This window comes from Microbacterium alkaliflavum (assembly GCF_044325405.1).
Classification (GTDB): domain Bacteria; phylum Actinomycetota; class Actinomycetes; order Actinomycetales; family Microbacteriaceae; genus Microbacterium; species Microbacterium alkaliflavum.
The window spans coordinates 178,583-202,575 of sequence record NZ_JBIQWL010000002.1; the positions used below are offsets into that span (position 1 = coordinate 178,583).

The 23,993-nt window shown below is 69.6% G+C and carries 20 protein-coding genes and 4 tRNA genes; 10 read left to right on the forward strand and 14 right to left on the reverse strand.

Going from position 1 to position 23,993, the window contains the following annotated elements:
- Window positions 1-201 precede the first annotated feature (201 nt).
- Both ACH3VR_RS05820 and ACH3VR_RS05825 read left to right on the forward strand, forming a co-directional pair.
- Window positions 202-2,607 carry a GMC oxidoreductase gene (locus ACH3VR_RS05820; protein WP_396639825.1) on the forward strand — a complete coding sequence of 802 codons (2,406 nt, stop codon included), beginning with the start codon at window positions 202-204 and terminating at the stop codon, window positions 2,605-2,607.
- Entirely contained in the window at window positions 2,604-3,659 is a 1,056-nt protein-coding gene (locus ACH3VR_RS05825) for an alpha/beta fold hydrolase (protein ID WP_396639826.1), read from the forward strand. Before ACH3VR_RS05820 ends, ACH3VR_RS05825 begins: the two co-directional genes overlap by 4 nt.
- Window positions 3,660-3,668: 9 nt before the next feature.
- Here ACH3VR_RS05825 and ACH3VR_RS05830 read toward each other — a convergent pair whose 3' ends face one another.
- The 5 genes from ACH3VR_RS05830 to ACH3VR_RS05850 all read right to left on the reverse strand — a co-directional run bounded on the left by ACH3VR_RS05830 (window position 3,669) and on the right by ACH3VR_RS05850 (window position 4,947).
- Window positions 3,669-4,328: a DNA alkylation repair protein gene (locus tag ACH3VR_RS05830; protein WP_396639827.1), complete on the reverse strand. Its 660-nt coding sequence runs from the start codon at window positions 4,326-4,328 to the stop codon at window positions 3,669-3,671.
- A 23-nt stretch (window positions 4,329-4,351) separates the two neighbouring features.
- A complete protein-coding gene (locus tag ACH3VR_RS05835) occupies window positions 4,352-4,573 on the reverse strand; it encodes a hypothetical protein (protein ID WP_396639828.1) in 222 nt (73 codons plus the stop codon).
- A 72-nt stretch (window positions 4,574-4,645) separates the two neighbouring features.
- A tRNA-Val gene (locus ACH3VR_RS05840) sits at window positions 4,646-4,720 on the reverse strand.
- A gap of 27 nt (window positions 4,721-4,747) precedes the next feature.
- Window positions 4,748-4,821: transfer RNA gene (locus tag ACH3VR_RS05845), tRNA-Cys, on the reverse strand.
- A 53-nt stretch (window positions 4,822-4,874) separates the two neighbouring features.
- A tRNA-Gly gene (locus ACH3VR_RS05850) sits at window positions 4,875-4,947 on the reverse strand.
- 155 nt (window positions 4,948-5,102) lie between these two features.
- Between ACH3VR_RS05850 and ACH3VR_RS05855 the strand changes: the two genes are divergently transcribed.
- Window positions 5,103-5,178, forward strand: a tRNA-Val gene (locus tag ACH3VR_RS05855).
- A gap of 33 nt (window positions 5,179-5,211) precedes the next feature.
- Here ACH3VR_RS05855 and ACH3VR_RS05860 read toward each other — a convergent pair.
- The 3 genes from ACH3VR_RS05860 to zapE all read right to left on the reverse strand — a co-directional run bounded on the left by ACH3VR_RS05860 (window position 5,212) and on the right by zapE (window position 8,280).
- A complete protein-coding gene (locus ACH3VR_RS05860) occupies window positions 5,212-5,730 on the reverse strand; it encodes a type II toxin-antitoxin system PemK/MazF family toxin (RefSeq protein WP_396639829.1) in 519 nt (172 codons plus the stop codon).
- Window positions 5,731-5,804: 74 nt separating this feature from the next.
- Window positions 5,805-7,079, reverse strand: a complete 1,275-nt coding sequence (locus ACH3VR_RS05865) for an ammonium transporter (protein WP_396639830.1) — start codon at window positions 7,077-7,079, stop codon at window positions 5,805-5,807.
- Between the two features lie 172 nt (window positions 7,080-7,251).
- Complete coding sequence (zapE, locus tag ACH3VR_RS05870) at window positions 7,252-8,280, reverse strand: cell division protein ZapE (RefSeq protein WP_396639831.1); 1,029 nt, start codon at window positions 8,278-8,280, stop codon at window positions 7,252-7,254.
- Window positions 8,281-8,399: 119 nt separating this feature from the next.
- Between zapE and ACH3VR_RS05875 the strand changes: the two genes are divergently transcribed.
- The 3 genes from ACH3VR_RS05875 to ACH3VR_RS05885 are packed head-to-tail and all read left to right on the forward strand — an operon-like array spanning window position 8,400 to window position 10,532.
- Complete coding sequence (locus ACH3VR_RS05875) at window positions 8,400-9,299, forward strand: sulfurtransferase (RefSeq protein WP_396639832.1); 900 nt, start codon at window positions 8,400-8,402, stop codon at window positions 9,297-9,299.
- A gap of 34 nt (window positions 9,300-9,333) precedes the next feature.
- Entirely contained in the window at window positions 9,334-9,774 is a 441-nt protein-coding gene (locus tag ACH3VR_RS05880; RefSeq protein ID WP_396639833.1) for a SufE family protein, read from the forward strand.
- Window positions 9,771-10,532: a dihydrofolate reductase family protein gene (locus ACH3VR_RS05885; RefSeq protein WP_396639834.1), complete on the forward strand. Its 762-nt coding sequence runs from the start codon at window positions 9,771-9,773 to the stop codon at window positions 10,530-10,532. The genes ACH3VR_RS05880 and ACH3VR_RS05885 overlap by 4 nt, the downstream gene beginning before the upstream one ends.
- Here the strand turns inward: ACH3VR_RS05885 and ACH3VR_RS05890 are convergent.
- Window positions 10,501-11,724 carry an alpha/beta hydrolase family protein gene (locus tag ACH3VR_RS05890; protein ID WP_396639835.1) on the reverse strand — a complete coding sequence of 408 codons (1,224 nt, stop codon included), beginning with the start codon at window positions 11,722-11,724 and terminating at the stop codon, window positions 10,501-10,503. The genes ACH3VR_RS05885 and ACH3VR_RS05890 overlap by 32 nt on opposite strands.
- Before the next feature lie 25 nt (window positions 11,725-11,749).
- On the opposite strand from ACH3VR_RS05890, the gene ACH3VR_RS05895 reads away from it, so the two are divergent.
- From ACH3VR_RS05895 to ACH3VR_RS05910, 4 genes are all read left to right on the forward strand, one after another.
- The gene (locus ACH3VR_RS05895; protein WP_396639836.1) at window positions 11,750-12,340 is read left to right on the forward strand and encodes a DUF3000 domain-containing protein; all 591 of its coding nucleotides are present in this window, start codon (window positions 11,750-11,752) and stop codon (window positions 12,338-12,340) included.
- Window positions 12,333-13,532, forward strand: coding sequence for a ribonuclease D (locus ACH3VR_RS05900; protein WP_396639837.1), 1,200 nt, complete (start codon window positions 12,333-12,335; stop codon window positions 13,530-13,532). The genes ACH3VR_RS05895 and ACH3VR_RS05900 overlap by 8 nt, the downstream gene beginning before the upstream one ends.
- A gap of 73 nt (window positions 13,533-13,605) precedes the next feature.
- Window positions 13,606-14,811, forward strand: coding sequence for a thiolase family protein (locus tag ACH3VR_RS05905; RefSeq protein WP_396639838.1), 1,206 nt, complete (start codon window positions 13,606-13,608; stop codon window positions 14,809-14,811).
- Between the two features lie 12 nt (window positions 14,812-14,823).
- Complete coding sequence (locus tag ACH3VR_RS05910; protein ID WP_396639839.1) at window positions 14,824-16,968, forward strand: 3-hydroxyacyl-CoA dehydrogenase NAD-binding domain-containing protein; 2,145 nt, start codon at window positions 14,824-14,826, stop codon at window positions 16,966-16,968.
- Between the two features lie 148 nt (window positions 16,969-17,116).
- Here ACH3VR_RS05910 and dxs read toward each other — a convergent pair whose 3' ends face one another.
- The 5 genes from dxs to dut form a co-directional block, all read right to left on the reverse strand.
- Window positions 17,117-19,069 carry a 1-deoxy-D-xylulose-5-phosphate synthase gene (gene dxs / locus ACH3VR_RS05915; protein ID WP_396639840.1) on the reverse strand — a complete coding sequence of 651 codons (1,953 nt, stop codon included), beginning with the start codon at window positions 19,067-19,069 and terminating at the stop codon, window positions 17,117-17,119.
- A gap of 121 nt (window positions 19,070-19,190) precedes the next feature.
- Window positions 19,191-22,019 (reverse strand): aconitate hydratase, encoded by a 2,829-nt coding sequence (locus tag ACH3VR_RS05920; RefSeq protein WP_396639841.1) that lies wholly within the window; start codon window positions 22,017-22,019, stop codon window positions 19,191-19,193.
- 139 nt (window positions 22,020-22,158) lie between these two features.
- On the reverse strand, window positions 22,159-22,902 hold the full coding sequence (locus ACH3VR_RS05925; protein ID WP_396639842.1) for a DUF3159 domain-containing protein: 744 nt from the start codon (window positions 22,900-22,902) through the stop codon (window positions 22,159-22,161).
- Window positions 22,899-23,525, reverse strand: a complete 627-nt coding sequence (locus tag ACH3VR_RS05930; RefSeq protein ID WP_396639843.1) for a DUF3710 domain-containing protein — start codon at window positions 23,523-23,525, stop codon at window positions 22,899-22,901. Before ACH3VR_RS05930 ends, ACH3VR_RS05925 begins: the two co-directional genes overlap by 4 nt.
- Window positions 23,522-23,992, reverse strand: coding sequence for a dUTP diphosphatase (dut, locus tag ACH3VR_RS05935; protein WP_396639844.1), 471 nt, complete (start codon window positions 23,990-23,992; stop codon window positions 23,522-23,524). Before dut ends, ACH3VR_RS05930 begins: the two co-directional genes overlap by 4 nt.
- Window position 23,993: the final 1 nt, after the last annotated feature.

Here is a 23,993-nt window from a genome sequence, read left to right on the forward strand (position 1 = left end):
GGATGCCGCGGCCATCATCATTCGTCGGGAACCGCCGAGTGCCGTCATCCCGGCCTCCGATCTCGGAGGCCGACGCATACGCGCGCGGTTATGCGTTGCGGCGCGAGGCTCACGCTCACTAGCGTGTGGTTTCAGGTGCGGGTGGGGGTCGGCACAGCCCGTTGTGGGTCGGCGACAGACCGTGCACCGGAAGGGACTGCCGTGGGGGCACAGGTTGAGCACGTCGACGCCGTCGTCGTGGGTTCGGGTTTCGGGGCTTCGGTCTCGGCGTACCGCCTCGCGGAGGCGGGACGCTCGGTCGTCGTGCTCGAGCGCGGCCGCGCGTACCCGCCCGGAAGCTTCGCCCGCAATCCATACGAGATGAGCCGCGCGTTCTGGGAGCCGAAGGACGAGCTGTTCGGGCTCTTCGACATCCGGTCCTTCCGCAAGCTCGAGGGCATCGTGTCGGCGGGCCTCGGGGGCGGGTCCCTCATCTACGCCAACGTGCTGCTGCGCAAGGACGAGCGCTGGTTCGTCCACGACTCGCCGCTTCCCGGCGGCGGCTACGAGAACTGGCCGATCGGCCGCAGCGACCTCGACCGGCACTACGACGCCGTCGAGGCGATGATGACGCCGTCACCGAACCCGTACCCCGATCTGCCCAAGTCGAAGGCGCTCCGGGATGCCGCGGTGAGCCTGGGCATGCCGAGCTTCGCGCCCCCGCTCGCCGTGACGTTCGCGCCACGGCCGGGCGCCGCGCCCCAGCCGAAGCAGATGATCGAGGAGCCGGCCTACGGCAACATCCACGGCGCGACGCGGCTGACCTGCCGACTCTGCGGCGAGTGCGACATCGGCTGCAACGAGGGATCGAAGAACACCCTCGACCACAACTACCTCTCGGCGGCGGCGGCCAAGGGGGCCGACATCCGCACCCTCGCCGAGGTCTACGGCATCGTCCCCCTGCCGGGAGGCGGCTACGAGGTGCGATACCGGCAGTACGGGACGGAGGCCGAGGCCGACGGCAAGCGGTCGCGCACTGAGACCCGGATCACGTGCGATCAGCTCCTGCTCGGCGCGGGCACGTTCGGGACGACGGCCCTCCTCCTGCGCAACCGCGCGAACCTGCCGGCGCTGGGCCGCGCGCTCGGCAGCCGGTTCAGCGGGAACGGCGATCTCATCACGTTCTGCATGGATGCGACCTCGACGTCGGAGGCGGGGCAGATCCGGTTCATCGATCCGACCTACGGCCCCGTCATCACGACGGCCATCCGCCAGCCCGACGGCGTGGACGAGGCCGGCCGCGGCCGCGGCTACTACGTCCAGGAGGCGGGATTCCCCGAGTTCGCGAACTGGCTCATCGAGACGTCGCAGGTCACGTCGTCGCTCAAGACCGCCGCAGCCGTCGTCCGCCAGATGGTGGGCAATCGCCTCAGCGGGCGCAACGAATCGACGATCTCGGCCGAGGTCGCCAAGCTGGTCGGCCAGGGACGGCTCACCTCGAGTTCGCTCCCCCTGCTGGGTATGGGACGCGACACGCCGGACGGGAGGATGACGATCAGGGACGGCGAGCTCGACATCGAGTGGACCACGGCGACGAGCGCCGCGTACTTCGACGCGATGCGCAGCACGATGAAGGAGATCACCGAGACCCTCGGCGGCACCTTCCGCGACAATCCGCTCTGGTGGACGAAGCGGGTCATCACGGTCCACCCCCTCGGTGGCAGCCCCATGGGCCGTCACGTGCACGAGGGCGTGGTCGACAACTGGAACGAGTCGTTCGGGCATCCCGACCTGTTCGTCGTGGACGGCTCGGCGGTGCCGGGGCCCGTCGGGCCCAATCCGTCTCTCACGATCGCGGCGATGGCCGATCGCGCGATCGAGCATATCCTCGAGAAGCCGCGGACCAAGCGCCGCGCGCCTGCCGTGCCCGCCGAACCCGAGGTCGAGGTCGCGCCCGTCGTCGATCCCGTTCCGGGGCGCAGCATGGAGTTCACCGAGAAGATGAAGGGCTACATCGCCCTCGGTGCGGCGGATTCGATGACGGGCTGGCGCACCGGGCGGCGGCTCTCGCAGCGCTTCATGTTCAAGCTCACGATCACGGCCCCCGATGTCGAGCGCTTCGTCTCCACCGAGGACCACACCGCCGTCGCCGAAGGCTACGTCGCCTGCGACCTGCTGGGCGGCGAGCTGCCGGTCCAGCGCGGGTGGGCGAACCTGTTCGTGGACACGGATCAGGCGCGCACCCGCGAGATGCGCTACCGCCTGTGGTTCAGCGACATCTCCGGGACTCCCTACACGATGTACGGCTTCAAGACCGTGCGCGACGATCCCGGACTCGACATCTGGAGCGACACGTCGACGCTGTACATCCGGATCATGAAGGGGCATGTGCCGCCGGGCGAGAACGGGGCCGACGACGGCACGGTGCAGGCGATCGCCGCCGGGATGCTGCGGATCCTGCCGCAGGACTTCGCGCGACAGCTCACGACCTTCCGCGGCGCGGGCCGCGGGCCGCTCGCCTCGATCGGCCGGTTCGGGATGTTCTTCGGCAAGTCCGTCGCCGACGCCTATCTGCCCCCCGCTCCCCCGCACGAGACCGCAGGCGCACCGGAGGGGGCCGCACGATGACCACGACCGTCACAGCGGCCCGCAGGGCGCAGGTCGACGAGCATCACTTCCTCAAGGCCGACGACGGCGTGGCGCTGACCCTCATCCACGTCCGAGGTGCCGCCGCCCCGACGAAGCCGCCTGTGCTCCTCGTCCACGGCGCGGGGATGCGCGCGGAATCGTTCCGTCCGCCCGCCATCCGGTCGCTGGTCGATGCCCTCCTCGAGGACGGCTGGGACGTCTGGCTCTTCAACTGGCGCGGGTCGACCGATCTCGACGCGGTGCCCTGGACGCTCGACGATGTCGCCCGATACGACCACCCCGCAGCCGTGCGGTACATCGTTGCGCAGACGGGTGCGACCTCGATCAAGGCGATCGCGCATTGCCAGGGCTCGACGAGCCTCAGCATGGCCGTCGTCGCGGGCCTCGTGCCCGAGATCGACACCGTCGTCTCGAACGGCGTGTCGCTGCATCCCGTCGTGCCCCGCTTCTCGAAGGTGAAGCTGCACGCGCTGCGTCCGCTCTTCCAGAGCGGTCAGCCGTACGTCGACGTCGCGTGGGGTGACGGCCCCGAGAAGGGCGTGCACCTCGTGACGCGCTCCATGGTGCGTCTCTGGCACGTCGAGTGCAGCAATCCGGCGTGCAACATGGCGAGCTTCGCCCTCGGATCGGGGCATCCCGCGATCTGGCGCCACCGCAACCTCGACCGCGAGACGCACGCCTGGCTCGCGACCGAATTCGGCAAGATTCCGCTCGCCCTCTACGCTCAGATCGCGAAATCGGAGCGCGCCGGACAGCTCGTCGCGTTCCAGCCGACCGAGGGGATGCCGGTGCGCTACGCGAGCGCCGCTCCGCAGTCGACGGCGCGGTTCGCCCTGTTCACCGGCTCCGAGAACCATGCATTCCTGCCGCAGAGCCAGCAGGCCACCCACGCCTACCTCGAGAAGCACCAGCCGGGCCGCCACACGGTGCACGTGATCCCCGACTACGGGCACGCCGACGTGTTCGTCGGGCATCGGGCGCATCTGGATGTGTTCCCGTCGATGCTGGAGGAGCTCAACCGCGAGGCGTGATCGCGGCGGTCAGAGGTGCTTGAGGGCCTCGCGGACGCTGAGCGGGCTCAGTTCGTGCCCGGCGACGAAACGGCGCACCCAGTCGGGCTCGACGCGCGCGTACTCGCGCAGCGCCCACCCGATGGCCTTGCGGATGAAGAACTCGCGGTCGGCGGCGTTGGGTTCGATGACGTCGGTCAGGAGCACGGGATCGACGCGATCGCCGCGCCCGAGCTGGGCGATGATCGCGATGCGCCGCATCCAGAAGTCCTCGTCGCGGCTCCAGACGCGCAGCAGTGCCGCCGTGTCCTCGGGACGCGCGTCGAGCGCCTCGGCGAGGCGATGCGCGAGATCGTCGGTGAAGTCCCACCACTGCCCCGCGCGCACCATGTGCTCGACGAGCGGGACGACCGCGGGGTCCGCTCGCACGGGCCGGAGGGCGAGCAGCTGCATCGCGGCGTACCGCTCCTCGCGGCGGGATGCCTCGTCCCACAGCTCCCGCGCGGTCGTGCGCAGCGCTGCGGCATCCGTCGTCTCCTTCGCGGCGGCACGTGTGAGGCGCCGCACCTCCGGAACCGGGACGCCGTGGAACGGCATGGACGACTTCATGTACGCCTGCTGCGCGACGGCGCGCACGGGGTCCCCCGCGGCCGCGAGTCGGGCACGGAGGTCGTCGGCGAGCGCGGTCACGCGCCCACCCTAGCCGCGGAGCGTCAGTCGCCGGCTTCGCGCGCCCGGCGCTGCTCGGCGACGTACTCCTCGTCGGCGTCGGAGAGGTAGTCCGCTCCCCCGCGCTGCTCGGGTGCGCCGCCCGCGCCGACGACGGCGTCGAATGCCTCGGTGCTGAGCGGCGTGCTGGGGTTCGCGTTGAGCCAGTCCTGCACCTCGGTCGCCACGCGGTGGAACCAGTGGCCCGAGTCGGTCTTGTCGTGCATCGGAGCAGGATGACCTGCCGAGGTTAATCACCGGCAAACGAAAAACCCCCGGAGGACCGGGGGCTTCGTGGGTGGTGCGCGATACTGGGATCGAACCAGTGACCTCTTCCGTGTCAGGGAAGCGCGCTACCGCTGCGCCAATCGCGCCTGAAAAGGCTGTTCAGTTAGGGAGAGTGGAGGTGGCGACGGGATTCGAACCCGTGTAAACGGCTTTGCAGGCCGGTGCCTAGCCGCTCGGCCACGCCACCGCGTGTGGTTTGACCCCACGTGCCGTGATCCCCGGAAGGGATCCCTGCACTCGAGCGGATGACGAGACTCGAACTCGCGACCCTCACCTTGGCAAGGTGATGCGCTACCAACTGCGCTACATCCGCATTTCGTTTCCGGGATTCGCATCCCGGGCACTTGAAAGACTCTAACCCAGGAATCGGCGTGCACCAAACCGAGCGACGCCCGCGCGTGTCACGCGTCCCGATTCGTGCGACCCCGCCGCATCTAGTAGGATCGTGACTCGGCCCCACGGGGCGACGGGCGATTGGCGCAGTTGGTAGCGCGCTTCCTTCACACGGAAGAGGTCATCAGTTCGAGTCTGGTATCGCCCACCATCCAGAAAGCCCGGGAGCGATCCCGGGCTTTCGTCATCTGTCCCCCACGGCCCAGCCGTAGCGGTCGTGCAGTGCGGCGGCCACGCGCGTGAACCGATCGAGATCCAGGGCGGATGCCTCCCGGCGCATGCCGTCCGTGTGCACGCTGTAGAGCTGCTCGATGTCGATCCACGACGGGCGGCCCTGCGAGTCCCACGGCCCCGAGCCGATCCCCAGGAAGTCGCGATCGCCGTCGTGCGACTTGCTCGTCAGGCGCACGGCGTAGACGCGCGAGTCGCTCTCGCGACCGATGACGAGCACGGGGCGGTCCTTGCCACGCCCGTCGCGCTCCGCGTAGGGCACCCACGTCCAGATGATCTCCCCCGCGTCGGGGTCGCCGTCGGGGTCGGGCGCGTAGGTGATGCGCAGCGCGTTCGCGGCCGGCGGTTCGATCTCGATCGTCGCGGCGACGCCGGCACGGCCCTCCTGGTGGGCTTCGGGCGTGGCAGCCTTGCGCGACGGAGGCGTCAGGAGGCTCTTGAGCGCTCCGAGGAACCCGCGGCGAGGTGTCATAGGCGCAACCCTAATCCGACGTGCGAGAGGGGCGCCGCGCGATGCGCGACGCCCCTCTGTGTCGTGTGTGCGACTCAGCCGCGGACGTCGGTGAGGACGTAGCCCTCCTCGCCGTGCACGACGGTGTCGATCCCGGCGATCTCGTCCTCGTTCTTGACGCGGAAGCCCATGGTCTTCTGGATGATCCAGCCGATCGCGTAGGCGAGCACGAACGAGTAGACGAGCACGGAGAAGGCGGCGATCGCCTGCACCATGAGCTGCGTGAAGCTGCCGCTGTAGATGAGGCCCGTGCCGTTGGCGAAGAAGCCCAGGTACAGCGTGCCGATGAGGCCGCCGACGAGGTGGATGCCCACGACGTCGAGCGAGTCGTCGAAGCCCCACTTGAACTTCAGCTCGATCGCGAGGGCGCAGACAGCGCCGGCGAGCAGGCCGAGCACGATCGCCCAGAACGGCGTCAGAGCTGCGCAGGCGGGGGTGATCGCGACGAGACCCGCGACGGCGCCCGAGGCGGCGCCGACCGAGGTGGGCTTGCCGTCCTTGATCCTCTCGACCACGAGCCAGGCGAGCAGGGCCGCGGCGGGAGCGGCGATCGTGTTGACGAACGCGATGGCTGCGGTGTTGTCGGCGGCGAGCTCCGAGCCCGCGTTGAAGCCGAACCAGCCGAACCACAGGAGACCGGCGCCGAGGAGGACGAACGGCGGGTTGTGCGGGACGGCGATGCCCTTCTGGAAGCCGACGCGCTTGCCGAGGACGAGCGCGAGGGCGAGGGCGGCGGCACCGGCGTTGATGTGGACCGCTGTTCCACCGGCGAAGTCGATCGCGCCGACGCCGAACCAGGTCTGCATGCCGTAGGTGATCCAGCCGCCGTAGGAGAAGCTGCCGTCGTCGGCGAGGCCGAAGTTGAACACCCAGCTCGCGACCGGGAAGTAGACGATCGTCGCCCAGACCGTCGCGAAGAGCATCCAGGCGCCGAACTTCGCGCGGTCGGCGATGGCGCCGGAGACGAGCGCGACGGTGATGATCGCGAAGGTCGCCTGGAACGCCACGAACGCGAGCGGCGGGTACGCAGCGCCCTCCGGCGTCGTGAGCAGGCTGGACAGCCCGAACTCGGCAGGGTCGACCGTCCAGGGGAACTGGATCTGTCCCACGGCCGTCGTCGGGAAAGCGATCGCGTAGCCGTAGAGCACCCAGAGCACTCCGATGAGACCCATCGCGCCGAAGCTCAGCATCATCATGCTGATCACGCTCTTGGCCTTGACGAGTCCGCCGTAGAAGAACGCCAGTCCGGGCGTCATCAGGAGGACGAGGGCGGCTGCGATGAGGATGAATGCGGTGTTGCCTTGATCCATCTCGGGAGGAACCTCTCTGCAGGGACGCAGGAAAAAGCGTCGGGTTCGCCCATTCTGACCAGAGCCCGTTTCCGTGGCCCTCGGGTGGCTGTTTCGCGTTGGTTACGCGTGCGCCGCCTGTGTAAACATCAGATTTCGGGATGCCGGGAGTCGGCCACCGAAAACGGACGTCCTACTCGTGCGTGAGGGCGACGAGCCGCGAGATGGCGCGGAGGTACTTCTTTCGGTACCCGCCGCCGAGCATCTCCTCGCCGAAGACGAGGTCGAGCGACGTGCCGGTCGCCCGGATCGGGATCTGCGCGTCGTACGCGCGGTCGACGAAGGCGACGAACCGCAGGGCGGCCGACTGGTCGTCGAGTTCGGCGACCCCGCGCAGCCCGATCTGGGCCAGACCGTCGATGAGGCGGATGTAGCGGCTGGGGTGGACGTGCGCGAGATGCTCGACGAAGGCGGAGAACGCGTCGTCGGAGACGAGACCGCGGGTCGCGGCATCCGCCGTCGTCCGCTCGTATTCGGACTCGGTGAGAACCGCCGCGTGCCCGTCGATCGCGCGCTGGCGGTAGTCGGTGCCGTCGATGCGGATGGTCTGGAAGTTCGCCGCCATCGCGTGGATCTCGCGGAGGAAGTCCTGCGCCGCGAAGCGGCCCTCGCCCAGGGCGTTGGGCGGGGTGTTGGACGTCGCGGCCATGCGCGTGCCGCCGGAGACCAGCTCGCCCAGCAGGCGGGTCATGACCATCGTGTCGCCCGGGTCGTCGAGTTCGAACTCGTCGATGCACAGGAGATCGGCGCCGCGGAAGAGTTCGACGGTGTTCTTGTACCCCAGCGCCCCGACGAGCGCCGTGTATTCGATGAAAGAGCCGAAGTACTTCCTGCGGGCGGGGATCGCGTGGTAGATCGACGCGAGGAGGTGCGTCTTGCCGACGCCGAACCCGCCGTCGAGATACACGCCGGGCTTGAGCTCGGGACCCTTCTTCGCGCGGCGGAAGAAGCCGCCCTTCGCGGCCGGCTGCCCGAGCCCGGAGAAGGTCATGAGCAGATCCTTCGCCTCCTGCTGGGAGGGGAAGGCGGGGTCGGCGCGGTACGAGTCGAACGTCGCGCCGTCGAACTGCGGGGGCGGGACGAGCGCGGCGACCATCTCGGCCCCGGAGACCTGGGGTGCGCGCTCGGTCAGGTGCGCGATTCCGGCAGCCTTGGTGCTCATCTCATCCTGTGTCGCCGTCTTACAAGGGTGGTGCGCCGTCCTGCGCGGGAATCTAGGGTCGAGGAGGGCGGTTCAACCCTACGCCGTCGCAGCGCAGCCCCCGACCCGAGGAGCCTGAAGTGTCCGTCGAGATCGACACGTCGTCCGCCAAGTTCGCCGACTACTCCGAGCCCGGTCGGCTCGTGACGAGCGAATGGCTCGAACCGCGCCTGGGCCGGCCCGGGCTCGTCGTCGTCGAGTCCGACGAGGACGTTCTCCTCTACGAGACGGGCCACATCCCCGGCGCCGTGAAGGTCGACTGGCACACGGAGCTGAACGACCCCGTCGTGCGCGACTACGTCGACGGCGTGGGCTTCGCCGAACTGCTGAGCCGCAAGGGCATCTCGCGTGACGACACGGTCGTCATCTACGGCGACAAGAACAACTGGTGGGCCGCGTACGCCCTCTGGGTGTTCTCGCTCTTCGGCCACGAGGACGTGCGCCTGCTCGACGGCGGCCGCGACAAGTGGATCTCCGAGGGCCGGCCCATCACGACCGACCCCGCATCGCTCGCGCCGACGCAGTACCCCGTCGTCGAGCGCGACGACTCGAAGCTGCGGGCGTACAAGGACGACGTGCTCGCCCACTTCGGCAACCCGCTCATCGACGTCCGCTCGCCCGAGGAGTACAACGGCTCGCGCACCTCCGCGCCCGCGTATCCCGAGGAGGGCGCGCTGCGCGCCGGCCACATCCCCACGGCGCAGAGCGTGCCGTGGGCGCGCGCCGTGGCCGCTGACGGCGGTTTCAAGACGCGCGCCGAGCTCGACGCGATCTACCGCGGCGAGGCTGGTCTTGCCGCCGGTGACTCGATCGTCGCGTACTGCCGCATCGGCGAACGCTCGAGCCACACCTGGTTCGTGCTGAAGCACCTGCTCGGCTTCCAGGACGTCCGCAACTACGACGGGTCCTGGACCGAGTGGGGCAGCGCCGTGCGGGTGCCGATCGTCACGGGCGACGAGCCGGGCGCGCTCCCCGCCTGAGCATGTGGCCTCCCGGCGTGGGAGGATGGGAGGGATGACTGAGACCGCTCTTCCCGCGTCGCTGGCCGGCATCCGCGAGGAGTTCCTCGAGCTTCCCGAGTCCGACCGCCTGCAGCTCCTCCTCGAATTCTCGAACGAGCTGCCGCCGGTGCCTGCGGAGTTCGAGGGGCACCCGGAGCTGGCCGAGCGAGTGGTCGAGTGCCAGTCGCCCGTCTACATCATCGTCGAGGTCGACGATGACGGCCGTGTCGCGATGCACGCGACGGCGCCCCGGGAAGCGCCTACGACGCGCGGGTTCGCGAGCATCCTGGCGCAGGGCATCACTGGCCTCAGCGCCGAGGAGGTGCTCGCGATCCCCGACGACTTCCCCCAGAGCATCGGCCTCACCCGGGCGGTCTCGCCGCTGCGCATCGCAGGGATGACGGGCATGCTGATGCGTGCCAAACGTCAGGTGCGGGCGAAGCTCGCCGCATGACGGTCGACGCTCCCAGGACGGAGTCCCCCGGTCGGGCCGGCGTCGTGACCGAGGTCGTACCGCGCACCCTCGAGTCCGCCGAGATCGGTGCGGACGGTACGGATGCCTGGATGTCGCTGCGCTACGGTCTGCCGACCGACGACTTCGTGCGCCTCAACCTCATCACGACGATCACGGGTGCGACCGCCGGAGCCGACGGGACGAGCGAGACGATCACCTCGCGCACCGACCGCTACGTGCTCGGCGGTATCCGCCGCAACGCGGACGTCGTGGTCGTCGGAGCTCAGACCGTCCGCGCCGAGGGGTACCTCCTCCCCAAGACCGCGCGCCTGGCGATCGTGACGTCGTCCGGCGATCTCGGCGACGGCAGGCTCAGCGCGGAAGGGCGCGACGATCGGCCGCCCGCGATCGTGCTGTGTCCGGTCTCGCGCGTCGACGTCGTTCGCGACGGCATCCGGGATGCCCCCGCCGAGGTGTGGGGCGTGGCCGCCGAATCCGATCAGCTGACACCGCGCGCGATCGTCGACGCGCTTCGCGGGCGGGGACTCCGCCGCATCGTCTGCGAAGGCGGCCCCGCACTCGCGACGCAGTTCGTCGAGGCGGGGGTCGTCGACGAGATCTGCGTCACCGTGTCGCCCGTGCTCGAGGCGACGGGCCACCCGTTCATCGGTCCCGCTGCGCGCATCGAGTCGAGCGTCGCGGGGATGCTCGTCGACGACGCGGGCTTCAGCTATCTGCGGCTGCGCCCGTCGCGGTGAGGTCGTGCCGCTGGAGCCACGACCGGATGCTGGCGCTCCAGCGCTCCTGGTCGTAATTCCACAGCTTCGTGTGGCGGGCGACCTCGAACACCTGAAGCTCCACGAGGTCGGGCCGTCGCACGACGAGGTCATGCGACGCGTCGGACGGGACGAACCCGTCGTCGTCGCTGTGCAGGATGAGGATGGGATGCCGCAGCTCGTCGGCCCGCGCGACGACGTCGAGCCGATCGAAGGGGATCGGGCTCCCGGTCCGGGTCAGCGGCGTCGCCCACTCCGACTTCAGCGCACCGATGGCGAGGTCGGCCACCGTGTGCGGGATCCGCAGCAGCTTGGCCTGGTAGTCCAGCACGATGCGCCAGTCCACGACCGGCGACTCGAGCACCAGCCCCGCGATGAGGTCCCGGTGCGCCGAGTTGAGCGCGACCTGCAACGCGATCGCCCCGCCCATCGACCAGCCCATGAGGATGATGCGCCGGGCGCCGCGCCGGCGCGCGAAGCCGATGGCCGCGTCGACGTCGCGCCACTCCGTCGCGCCCAGCGCGTAGGTGCCCGTGCGGCTGCGCGGCGCCTCGCCGTCGTTGCGGTAGGACACGACGAGCGACGTGATGCCGGCGGCGTGGAAGAGCGGCACGGCGCGCAGGCACTCCTGCCGGTTGGTGCCGCGCCCGTGGATCTGGATGACCCAGGTCTCGCTCGGCTCGGACGAGGGGAAGAGCCAGGCGGGGCACGGGCCTACCGACGAGCCGATCAGCTCGGGCGTGAAGGGAAGGTGCAGCTCTTCGGGCTGCGCGTAGTACCAGCCGCTGAAGGCGGCTTCCGACGAGAGCTGGGACGACGGCGCGACGTGCGTCAGCAGCTTCCGCTTGACGGTGCTGTCGTTCTCCCCGAGCACGGAGCCGAGCTTGACGTACGAAGCGGTGCCCGTCGTGAACAGGCCGTAGCGTCCGGGCAGCACGGTGTCGGGCGTCTTGGCGAGGGTGATCGTCTGGGCGGCAGTATCCAGGTCGAGGATCTTCGTATCGGTCCTGCGGGCCGCGGGCGTCACGATCGTCCGCGCGATCCGCACGGAGAGGAAGCCCATGACGGTGAGCACCCCCGTGAGCGCGAGGCTCAGCGTCACGAGCGCGGCGCGGATGCCGGCCATCAGCGAGGGGGATGCGCCACGCGTCGCGGCGCGCCTGGGAGTGACCATCGAGGCCTCACTCTAGTCTGTCCGCGTGGCTGAGCTTCGTCCCCCGGCGCCGCCGCCGTCGTTCGAACGCGCGGCCGCCGATGTGCGCGACACCGCCTTCCGCGACGACTTCGTCGTGAGGGAGATCCCGTCGCCCTCCGGGCTCGCCCCGCACTCGCTCGCACTCGCGGGAGACGTCCGTCCCGACGAGACTGGTGAGGATTCGGCATACGGAACCGGTCGGTTCATCCTCCTCTACGACGAAGAGGAGCCGGCCGCATGGGAAGGAGCGTGGCGCATCGTTTGCTTCGCGCAGGCACCGCTGGAACCTGAGATCGGGATCGACCCCATGCTCGCCGATGTGGCGTGGTCGTGGCTGATCGATGCGCTCGACTCGCGACGCGCGGGCTATCACGCGGCCTCGGGAACCGCGACCAAGACGCTGTCGAAGGGTTTCGGTGCGCTCGCGGCCGAGGGCGACGGCGCGCAGATCGAGCTGCGCGCGTCGTGGTCGCCCACGGGTCCGATCGGCCCGCACGCGCGGGCATGGGGCGAGCTCGTGTGCATGCTGGCGGGCCTCCCGCCCGGGTCTGAGGGCATCACGATGCTCGGTTCGCGCAGGTCTCCGCGTGGCTGAGTACGACGTCATCGACGATCTCGCGGGACTCGAAGCCGCGGCATCCCGCCTCGCCGAAGGTTCGGGGCCGGTCGCGGTCGATGTCGAGCGTGCATCGGGCTTCCGCTACTCGCAGCGCGCCTACCTGATCCAGGTCTACCGCCGCGACGCGGGCATCTACCTGTTCGACCCGCCTCCGATCGGCGACTTCTCGGCCCTGCAGGCCGCGATCGGCGATGCCGAATGGGTCTTCCACGCGGCGAGCCAGGACCTCCCTTCCCTCCGCGAGCTCGACCTCGTGCCGCGCTCGATCTTCGACACCGAGCTCGCCTCTCGTCTGCTCGGGCGCGAGCGCGTGGGACTGGGCGCCGTCGTGGAGGAGACCCTCGGCGTGACGCTGGCGAAGGCCCACTCCGCCTCGGACTGGTCGCAGCGGCCCCTCCCCCAGGAATGGCTCGAATACGCCGCGCTGGATGTCGAGCACCTCATCGACGTCCGCGACGCGCTCGCCAGGGAGCTCGACGTGCAGGGCAAGACGCGGTTCGCCGCCGAGGAGTTCCAGGCCGTGCTCGAGCGGCCGCCCAAGCCTGCGCGCGAGGAGCCGTGGCGGCGCCTCAGCGGCCTCCACACGGTGCGCGGCCGTCGCAACCTCGCCATCGCCCGCGCGCTGTGGGTCGCGCGCGAGGACTTCGCGCGCGATGAGGACGTGTCGCCGGGTCGGCTCGTGCCCGACCGCTCGCTCGTGGCGGCCGTCCTGGCCGACCCCAAGACGAAGCAGGATCTCGCGCGCGTCAAGGACTTCACGGGCCGCGCGAGCCGCACGCAGCTCGACCGGTGGTGGGCGGCGATCGAGGCAGGCCGTGCCACGCCCGACCTGCCCAACGACCGCGCGACGGGCGGCGACTCCCTCCCGCCCCCGCGTGCATGGGCCGACCGCAATCCCGCCGCCGACGCGCGCCTCAAGACCGCCCGACCGCTCGTCGAGGCTGTCGCGACGACTCTCGACATGCCGGTCGAGAACCTCCTCACGCCCGAGCTCCTGCGGCGGGTGGCCTGGGCTCCGCCCGAGCCTCCGACAGCGGCCGGCATCGAAGAGGCCCTCGCCGAACTGGGTGCGCGGCCCTGGCAGATTGAGCAAACCGCACAGGTGATCGCGGATGCCTTTGTGGTTTCCGTGCAAGGCCCCTCCGAGGCATCCGAAACGGCTTCGTAGGTTTCCGCCACCCGATTCCGGGGCGCAGAAGGCCCCTCCTAGGCTGGCCGCATCCCTACTTTCTGGAGGCAGAGTGGCCGAGATTTCGGACGTCTTCTTCGTCGATGGAATGCGCACCCCGTTCGGGCGCGCCGGCGAAAAGGGCATGTACTGGAACACCCGCGCCGATGACCTCGCCGTCAAGGCGACCATCGGGCTCATGGAGCGCAACCCGGGCGTTCCCGCGGACCGCATCGACGACGTCGCGATCGCCGCGACGTCGCAGACCGGCGACCAGGGCCTGACCCTGGGCCGCTCGGTGGCGATCCTCGCGGGCCTTCCGCAGACGGTTCCGGGGTTCGCGATCGACCGCATGTGCGCCGGCGCGATGACGAGCGTCACGACGATGGCGGCGTCGATCGGCGTCGGCATGTACGACCTCGCCCTCGCGGGCGGCGTGGAGCACATGGGCCACCACCCGATCGGCGGCAACGCCGACCCCAACCCGCGCTTCGTCGCGGAGCGCATGGTCGACCCGGGCGCCCTCAACATGGGCGTGACCGCCGAGCGCATCTTCGACCGGTTCCCGCACCTCACGAAGGAGCGCTCCGACCGCTTCGGCATGCTCAGCCAGCACAAGGCGCAGGCCGCGTACGACGCCGGCAGGTTCCAGCCCGACCTCGTGCAGGTCGCGATCAAGGACGCCGACGGCGCGTGGGGCCTCGCGACCGAGGACGAAGGTCGCCGTCCGCAGACGACGATGGAAGACCTCGCGAGTCTGAAGACCCCCTTCCGGCCGCATGGCCGCGTGACGGCGGGCACGTCGTCGCCGCTCACCGACGGCTCGACGATGTCGCTGCTGGCCGGTGGCGGCGCCGTCAAGGAGCTCGGACTCGCCCCCAAGATGAAGCTCGTCTCGTTCGCCTTCGCGGGCGTGCAGCCCGAGATCATGGGCATCGGCCCGATCCCCTCGACCGAGAAGGCCCTCAAGAAGGCCGGTCTGACCATCGACGACATCGGCCTCTTCGAGCTCAACGAGGCGTTCGCGATCCAGGTCATCTCGCTGCTCGACCATTTCGGCATCGCCGACGACGACCCGCGGGTCAACCAGTGGGGCGGCGCGATCGCGCTCGGCCACCCCCTCGCCGCCTCCGGCGTGCGTCTCATGATCCAGCTCGCGGCGCAGTTCGCCGAGCGTCCCGACGTCCGCTACGGCCTCACCGCGATGTGCGTGGGCCTCGGACAGGGCGGCTCGGTCATCTGGGAGAACCCGCACTACGACGGCAAGAAGCGGAAGTAAGGCCACGCACGAATGACGAATTACGACGAGATCGACTTCTCGCCCCTCGATGCCCTCGCCGACGGAGAGGTCGTCACGCACTCCCCCGTGCGCGACGTCCGCCTGCCGTCCGGCAAGGTGCTCGCTCTCATCACGCTCGACAACGGCCGTGACCACAACCGCCCCAACACGCTCGGTCCCACGACGCTCACGGAGCTCGCGGCGACGCTCGACGGGCTGAAGCCCCGTGCGGCCGCCGGCGAGATCCAGGCCGTCGCGATCACCGGCAAGCAGTACATCCTCGCCGCCGGCGCCGACCTGAGCGACATCTCGAAGGTCGGCTCGAAGGACAACGCGCGCCTCATCGCGCAGCTCGGCCACAAGGTGTTCGGCAAGCTCGGCGAGCTCGGCGTGCCCGCGTTCGCCTTCGTCAACGGGCTCGCGCTGGGCGGCGGACTGGAGATCGCGCTCAACAGCACGTATCGGACGGTGGATGCCTCGGCTGCGGCCGTCGCGCTTCCCGAAGTGTTCCTCGGCATCATCCCCGGCTGGGGCGGCGCCTACCTCCTGCCGAACCTCATCGGCATCGAGAACGCGCTCGAGGTCGTCGTGTCGAACCCCCTCAAGCAGAACCGGATGCTCAAGCCCCAGCAGGCGTACGACTACGGCATCTTCGACGCGATCTTCCCGGCCGCGAACTACCTCGAGGACTCGCTGCGCTGGGCCGACGGCGTGCTCGGCGGCTCCATCAAGGTCGTCCGCAAGAACGAGCCGGGCAAGATCGAGCGCCTGACGAAGTGGCCCATCGCCATCAAGGTCGCGCGCGGCATGCTCGAGTCGAGGATCGGCACGGTTCCCAAGTCGCCGTACGCGGCGCTCGAGCTGCTCGACAAGGCGAAGGGCGGCACGAAGGCCGAGGGCTTCGCGCGCGAGGACGAGGCTCTCGCCGAGCTCGTCACGGGCGACCAGTTCGCGGCATCCATGTATGCCTTCGATCTCGTGCAGAAGCGCGCCAAGCGTCCCGTCGGCGCTCCCGACAAGGAGCTCGCGAAGAAGGTCACGAAGGTCGGCATCATCGGTGCGGGCCTGATGGCGAGCCAGTTCGCGCTGCTGTTCGTACGCAAGCTGCAGGTGCCGGTGCTGATCACCGACCTCGATCAGGCGCGCGTCGACAAGGGCATCGCGTACATCCACGAAGAGATCGGCAAGCTCGAGGCGAAGGGCCGTCTCGACGGCGACACCGCCAACAAGCTGCGCGCGCTCGTGACGGGCACGACCGACAAGAGCCTCTACGCCGACTGCGACTTCGTCATCGAGGCCGTGTTCGAGGAGGTCGGCGTCAAGCAGCAGGTGTTCGGCGAGATCGAGCAGTTCATCGCCGAGGACGCGATCCTCGCGACGAACACGTCGTCGCTGTCGGTCGAGGAGATCGGTGCGAAGCTCGCCCACCCGGGACGCCTGGTCGGCTTCCATTTCTTCAACCCTGTCGCCGTCATGCCGCTCATCGAGATCGTCAAGACTCCGCACACGACGGATGCCGCGCTCTCGACCGCCTTCGTCGTCGCGAAGGGCCTCGGCAAGAACGCCGTGCTCACGGCCGACGCGCCGGGCTTCGTCGTGAACCGGCTCCTGGCGAAGGTCATGGGCGAGGCAGCGCGCGCCGTCTACGAGGGAACTCCCCTGCTGACGGTGGAGAAGGCGTTCGCGCCGATCGGCCTGCCGATGACGCCGTTCGCGCTCATCGACCTCGTCGGCTGGAAGGTCGCCGCGCACGTGCAGGACACCATGGCGCACGCGTTCCCCGACCGGTTCTACGCGAACGAGAACTTCCATCGGCTCGCCGAACTGCCGGAGGTCGTCGAGAAGGACAAGTCGGGCCGGGTGACCGGCTGGTCCAAGGCCGCTTCGACCGTGCTCAAGGGCGCCGTCGGTCACGCGCCCGCGGGCGAGGACGAGATCCTCCGCCGCGTGCAGGACGGTCTCGCGCAGGAGATCAAGCTCATGCTCGACGAGGGCGTGGTCCCCGAGGTCGAGGACATCGACCTGTGCCTCATCCTCGGCGCTGCGTGGCCCTTCATCGACGGCGGAGCATCGCCCTACCTCGACCGCGAGGGCGCCTCGGAGCGCGTCTTCGGCGACACGTTCCACCACCCGGTGATCCGCGGGATCGGCGGCTGAGACCCTTCTCCGCGAGCCGATACGTTCCTGGCGAGCCGATACGCCCTGTGTCATCAGGAGCGTGTCGGCTCGTCGGCTTCGTATCGGCTCGCGAGTACGGGCCCCCACCCGACTCGTGGCCGATGAACTCGACGCCGCCTTCGCCGTCTCAGGAGTCGTGGTGCGAGGCCCACTCCGGGATCGTGGGGATCTCGGATGTCGGCGTCTGGCGCGCGACCGGGATGCGGGTGCCGAGCACCTGGGCCACGACGTCCTGAGCGATCTTGGCGGCGGTCAGGCCCGCGTCTTCGAGGATCTGCTCGCGCGTCGCGTGGTCGATGAATTCGTCGGGCACGCCGAGCTCGTCGACGGCGGTGTCGACGCCTGCCTCGCGCAGCACCTGACGCACGCGTGTGCCGATGCCTCCGACACGGATGCCGTCCTCGATCGTGATGACGAGGCGATGGGATGCCGAGAGCTCGACGATCGACGGCTGCACGGGCACGACCCATCGCGGGTCGACGACGGTCGCGCCGATCCCCTGCGCGCGCAGGCGCTCTGCGACGTCGACCGCGAGGTGCGCCATGGGACCGATGCCGACGAGCAGGACGTCTTTCGCGTCGCTCTGCACGAGCACGTCGACCCCGTCCGCGAGGCGCTCGACGGCCGGCAGCTCGGGGCTGACGGTGCCCTTGGGGAAGCGGATGACGGTGGGGGCGTCGCCGACGGCCACCGCCTCGCGCAGCTCCTCGCGCAGGCGCTCGGCGTCGCGCGGCACGGCGATGCGGATGTGCGGCACGATCTGCAGCATCGCGAGGTCCCAGATGCCGTGGTGGCTCGGACCGTCGGGGCCCGTGACGCCGGCCCGGTCGAGCACGAACGTGACGCCCGCGCGATGCAGGGCGACATCCATCAGGACCTGGTCGAAGGCACGGTTCATGAAGGTCGCGTAGATCGCGACGACGGGGTGGAGCCCGCCGAAGGCGAGGCCGGCGGCGGACGCGACGGCGTGCTGCTCGGCGATCCCGACGTCGAACACGCGGTCGGGGAAGCGCTGCGAGAACGGCAGCAGGCCCGTCGGGCGGAGCATCGCCGCGGTCATCGCGATGACGTCGGCGCGCTCCTCGCCGATGTGCGGGAGCTCCTCGGCGAAGACGTCGGTCCACGCCGTGCCGCCGCTGCTGCCGAGCGCCTCACCCGTGACGGGATCGATGCGACCGACGGCGTGGAACTGGTCGGCCTCGTCGAGGAGGGCGGGCTCGTAGCCGCGCCCCTTCTCTGTGATCGCGTGCACGATGACGGGTGCGCCGTAGTCCTTCGCGAGCTTCAGCGTCTCGATGAGCGACGGAAGGTCATGTCCGTCGACCGGCCCGAGATACTTGATGTCGAGGTTGGAGTAGAGCGCGGCGTTGTTCGTGAAGCGGCTGAGGAACCCGTGAGTGCCGCCGCGCAGGCCGCGGTACGTGGCCCGGCCGGCGGCGCCGAAGGCGCGGAAGAACGACTCGGACCCGCCGCGCATCGTCTCGTAGGCGTCGGCGGTGCGCACGCGGTTGAGATAGCGCGCCATGCCGCCGATCGTCGGCGCGTAGGAGCGGCCGTTGTCGTTGACGATGATGACGAGGTTGCGGTCGTTGTCGTCGGAGATGTTGTTGAGCGCCTCCCACGTCATGCCGCCGGTCAGGGCGCCGTCGCCGACGACCGCGACGACGTGGCGGTCGCGACGGCCCGTGCGCGTCAGGGCGCGCGAGACGCCGTCGGCCCAGCTCAGCGAGCTGGAGGCGTGCGATGACTCGACGACGTCGTGCGGGCTCTCGGAGCGCTGGGGGTAGCCCGCGAGACCCTCGCGCGACCGCAGCCGCGAGAAGTCCTGGCGGCCCGTGAGCAGCTTGTGGACGTACGACTGGTGGCCCGTGTCGAAGATGATCGGGTCGGCGGGCGAGTCGAACACGCGGTGCAGCGCGATCGTGAGCTCGACGACGCCGAGGTTGGGTCCGAGGTGGCCGCCGGTGCGCGACACGTTCTCGATGAGGAAATCGCGGATCTCCGACGAGAGCTGTTCGAGCTGCTCCATCGTCATCGCGTCGAGGTCGCGGGGTCCTGTGACGGACGCGAGCAGCGTCATCCGGCTCTCCCTCGCAACGATCGACAGCATGTCCCGCGTGTGCGGATGCCTGGCCAAGTCTACCCGGGCAGAACGGAGGTCCCGGGGCAGGCGAGCCCCGGGACCTCCGATCGCCGGTCGCTCAGACGAGCGAGCGCAGCACGTACTGCAGGATGCCGCCGTTGCGGTAGTAGTCGGCCTCACCGGGCGTGTCGATGCGCACCACGGCGTCGAACTCGATCGGCTGCTTGTCGGGCGCGGAGAACTCGCTCGGGGCCGCAGTGACCTTGACGGTCTTGGGCGTGACGCCGTCGTTGAGCTGCTCGAGGCCCTCGATCGAGACGATCTCGGTGCCGTCGAGGCCCAGCGACTCCCAGCTCGAGCCGGCCGGGAACTGCAGCGGCACGACGCCCATGCCGATGAGGTTCGAGCGGTGGATGCGCTCGAAGCTCTCGGTGATGACGGCCTTGACGCCCAGGAGGCTCGTGCCCTTCGCCGCCCAGTCGCGCGATGATCCCGAGCCGTACTCCTTGCCGCCGAAGATGACGAGCGGCGTGCCGTCGGCCTGGTAGTTCTGGCTCGCGTCGTAGATGAACGACTGCGGGCCGCCCTCCTGCGTGAAGTCGCGCGTGAAGCCGCCCTCGACGATCGCGCCGTCGTTGACGGCGCTCACGAGCAGGTTCTTCAGGCGGATGTTCGCGAATGTGCCGCGGATCATGACCTCGTGGTTGCCGCGGCGCGAGCCGTAGGAGTTGAAGTCCTTCTGCGCGACGCCGTGCTCGGTGAGGTACTGCGCGGCAGGGGTGCCCGCCTTGATGTTGCCCGCGGGGCTGATGTGGTCGGTCGTGACCGAGTCGCCGAGCGTCGCGAGAACGCGGGCGCCGTGGATGTCGGCGACGGGAGTGAGGTCCATCGTCATGCCGTCGAAGTAGGGCGCCTTGCGCACGTACGTCGAGTCGACGTCCCACTCGAAGACCGGGCCGGTCGGGGTCGGCAGGCTCGTCCAGCGCTCGTCGCCGTCGAAGACGGTGGCGTACTGCTTGATGAACTGTTCACGCGAGATCGACGAGTCGATGATCTCCTGCACCTCGTCGGGAGCCGGCCAGATGTCCTTCAGGAAGACGTCGGCGCCGTTCTGGTCCTTGCCGAGGGGATCGGTCTCGAAGTCGAAGTTCATCGAGCCGGCGAGGGCGTAGGCGACCACGAGGGGCGGCGACGCGAGGTAGTTCATCTTGACGTCGGGGCTGATGCGGCCCTCGAAGTTGCGGTTGCCCGAGAGGACCGCCGTCACGGCGAGGTCGTTCTCGTTGATCGCGGCGGAGACCTCTTCGATGAGCGGACCCGAGTTGCCGATGCAGATCGTGCAGCCGTAGCCGACGGTGAAGAAGCCGAGGCCCTCGAGCGCCTTGTCGAGGCCCGACTTCTCGTAATAGTCGGTGACGACCTTCGAACCGGGGCCGAGCGTCGTCTTGACCCACGGCTTGCTCTTCAGACCCCGCTCGAGCGCCTTCTGCGCGAGCAGGCCGGCGGCGATCATGACCGACGGGTTCGACGTGTTGGTGCACGAGGTGATCGCGGCGAGGGCGACCGAGCCGTGGTCGAGCGTGAACGACGCGCCGCCCGCCGTCGTCACGGCGGTCGGCTTCGAGACCGTGTGCGGCGCGTGCGAGTGGTGGTGGTGCTCGTGGTGGCTGTGCTCGTCCTCGGGCGTGAATCCGGGCGGGTCGGACGCCGGGAACGACTCCGCGACGGTGAGGTCGACGAGGTCGTGGTCGGCGTCGGCGTAGTTCGTCAGGTCGGAGTTGAACTGCTCCTTGGCCTGTGAGAGCAGGATGCGGTCCTGCGGACGCTTGGGACCCGCGATCGACGGCACGACCGTGGAGAGGTCGAGCTCGAGGTACTCGCTGAAGCTCGGCTCGTTGTCGGCGTCGTGCCAGAGCGCCTGCTCCTTGGCGTAGGCCTCGACGAGGGCGACCGCCTGCTCGTCGCGGCCGGTCAGGCGCAGGTACTCGAGTGTGACGTCGTCGATGGGGAACATCGCGGCGGTCGAGCCGAACTCGGGGCTCATGTTGCCGATCGTCGCGCGGTTGGCGAGCGGGACCGAGGCGACGCCCGCGCCGTAGAACTCGACGAACTTGCCGACGACGCCGTGCTTGCGGAGCATGTCGGTGATCGTCAGCACGACGTCGGTCGCGGTGACGCCGGCGGGGATGTCGCCGGTGAGCTTGAAGCCCACGACGCGCGGGATGAGCATCGAGACGGGCTGGCCGAGCATCGCGGCCTCGGCCTCGATGCCGCCGACGCCCCAGCCGAGCACGCCGAGGCCGTTGACCATCGTCGTGTGCGAGTCGGTGCCGACGCACGTGTCGGGGTAGGCGCGCAGGACGCCCCCGACCTGGCGGTCGTAGATGACCTTGGCCAGGTGCTCGATGTTGACCTGGTGCACGATGCCGGTGCCCGGCGGGACGACCTTGAAGTCGTCGAAGGCGGTCTGGCCCCAGCGGAGGAACTGGTACCGCTCGCCGTTGCGCTCGTACTCGATCTCGACGTTGCGCTCGAGGGCGTTCTCGGTGCCGAAGAGGTCGGCGATGACGGAGTGGTCGATGACCATCTCGGCCGGCGACAGCGGGTTGATGCGGTTGGGGTCGCCACCGAGGCTCGTGACGGCCTCGCGCATCGTGGCGAGGTCGACGATGCAGGGCACGCCGGTGAAGTCCTGCATCACGACGCGGGCCGGCGTGAACTGGATCTCGGTATCGGGCTCGGCTGCGGCATCCCACGATCCGAGAGCCTCGATCTGCGCCTTCGTGACGTTCGCGCCGTCCTCGGTGCGAAGCAGGTTCTCGAGGAGCACCTTCAGGCTGAACGGCAGCTTGTCGTAGCCGGGCACCGTGTCGATGCGGAAGATCTCGTAGTCGGTGCTGCCGACCGTCAGGGTGCTCTTGGCACCGAAGCTGTCAACCGTGGACACGTCTGTCTCCTTCGTCGGCGGCGGGACCGGGCGCGAAGCCCAGCACTCCCCTATCTTTCCCCTCGTGGCATGCCGCGGCTAGTGAGGATCGCCTAAGCGGATCCGAGGGGAGATTTATCTCGATATCGAGATAAATGTATCACTCGGCGGAGGGCTCCGAGCGCGGGTAGAGCGCGCGCACGGCGAGCCACGTGACCGCGACGAGCGGCGCGAACAGCGGCAGGCCCATGATGAGCTTCGTCGTCGCGAGAGCCGTCACGTTGTCGGCGAAATAGAGCGGGAGCTGCACCGCGAGGCGCAGGGCGAACAGGCCCGCCCACGCGATCGAGAGCCAGAAGAACGCCCGGCGCTTGCGCGCGTCGGCGCGCCACCTGGTGCCCTCGCTCATGAGGAATCCGACGGCGAGGCCGATGAGCGGCCATCCGATGAGGGCCGACACCAGGAAGGCCGTGCCGTAGAGGCCGTTCGTGATGAATCCCCACACGAAGTTGTCGGCCGCCCGCCCGGTCCACAGGGCGAGGGCCGCAGCGGCACCGGTCGCGACGAGGCCGCCGATGGCCGCGCTCGCGGGCTGGCGCATGGACAATCGCACGATCGTGAAGACGAGCGCGATGCCGACCGAGACGATGAGCGAGAGGAGCAGCTCCTGCGTGGCCGTGTAGAGCACGAGGAACGCGAGAGACGGAAGGACGGACTCCAGGATGCCGCGCCACCCGCCCATCGCGCGCCAGACGACATGCCCCGTGCTCGCCCCCGTCGCCGGGTCGAGCCCTGCGCGGCGCGCAGCGCCGCCGAGAGCGGCGCCCAGGAGGTCGGATGCCGACTGGTCGGACTTCGCGTCGTCGGGGTCGGGTGCCGCCGCCTGGTCGCGGTCGTCGGTCATGCCGTGCCCGGCGTCGCGGGCATCTTGAGCGGGATGAGGTCGCGCGGGGGCATGGGCGAGCCGCCGCGCACGACCACGATCGACCGGAAGAGGTCTTCGACCTTGGCTGCGGCATCCACGTCGGTCGTGGCCTCTCCGCCGATGACGCCGCGGAGGAACCAGCGGGGGCCGTCGACGCCCACGAACCGCGCGAGACGCTTTCCGGTCGTGCCCTCGGGCCCGGCCATGACGGGCACCTCGGCGAGGAGCTCGGGGCCGAGCGGACCCTCCCGCTCCTCCACGCGACCGCCCTGCTGGCGGATCTGCTGGCGGATCTGCTCGCGCGTCTCCTCCCACAGGCCCGTCGACCGCGGCGCCGCGAAGGGCTGCACCTGAAGGGTCGAGTTCGCGTAGTCGAGGCCGACGGCGACGATGCGCTTGGTCTGCTCCTCGACCTCGAGGCGCAGGTTCAGGCCCTCGCGGGGCAGGATCTTGATGCCGCCCAGGTCGATGTAGGGGCGCACCGGGTTCGCCTCGGACTCGTCGAACGGCCCTGTCGTGGCACGGTCCGCGATGGCGGGCTCGGAGACGACCTCGGCCTCGATCTCGTCCGGGGTGCTGTCTGCGGGAGTGGCGTCGGTCATGCCTGAACCCCCTCCTTCTGGTAGTCGCTGGAGCTCTGATAGCCGGTGGAGCCGAACCCGCCGTCGCCGCGGACGCTTTCGGGCAGCGTCTCGACGGGGATGAACCGCGCGCGTGCCACAGGCATCACGATGAGCTGCGCGATGCGGTCCCCCGCGGCGATGTCGTACGCGTGCTCGGTGTCGGTGTTCAACAGGGTGACCTTGATCTCGCCGCGGTAGCCGGCGTCGACCGTGCCCGGCGAGTTGACGACCGTGATGCCGTGCTTGGCGGCCAGGCCACTGCGCGGGACGACGAATGCGGCGTAGCCCTCGGGGAGCGCGATGCTCACGCCCGTGCCCACGAGGGCGCGGCGGCCGGGCTCGAGACGGACCGCCTCGGCGGCGATCAGATCGGCGCCGGCGTCGCCGGGGTGGGCGTAGCTCGGAACCTCGGGCGCGATAATGAGGACGTCCACGGTTTCGGTCACT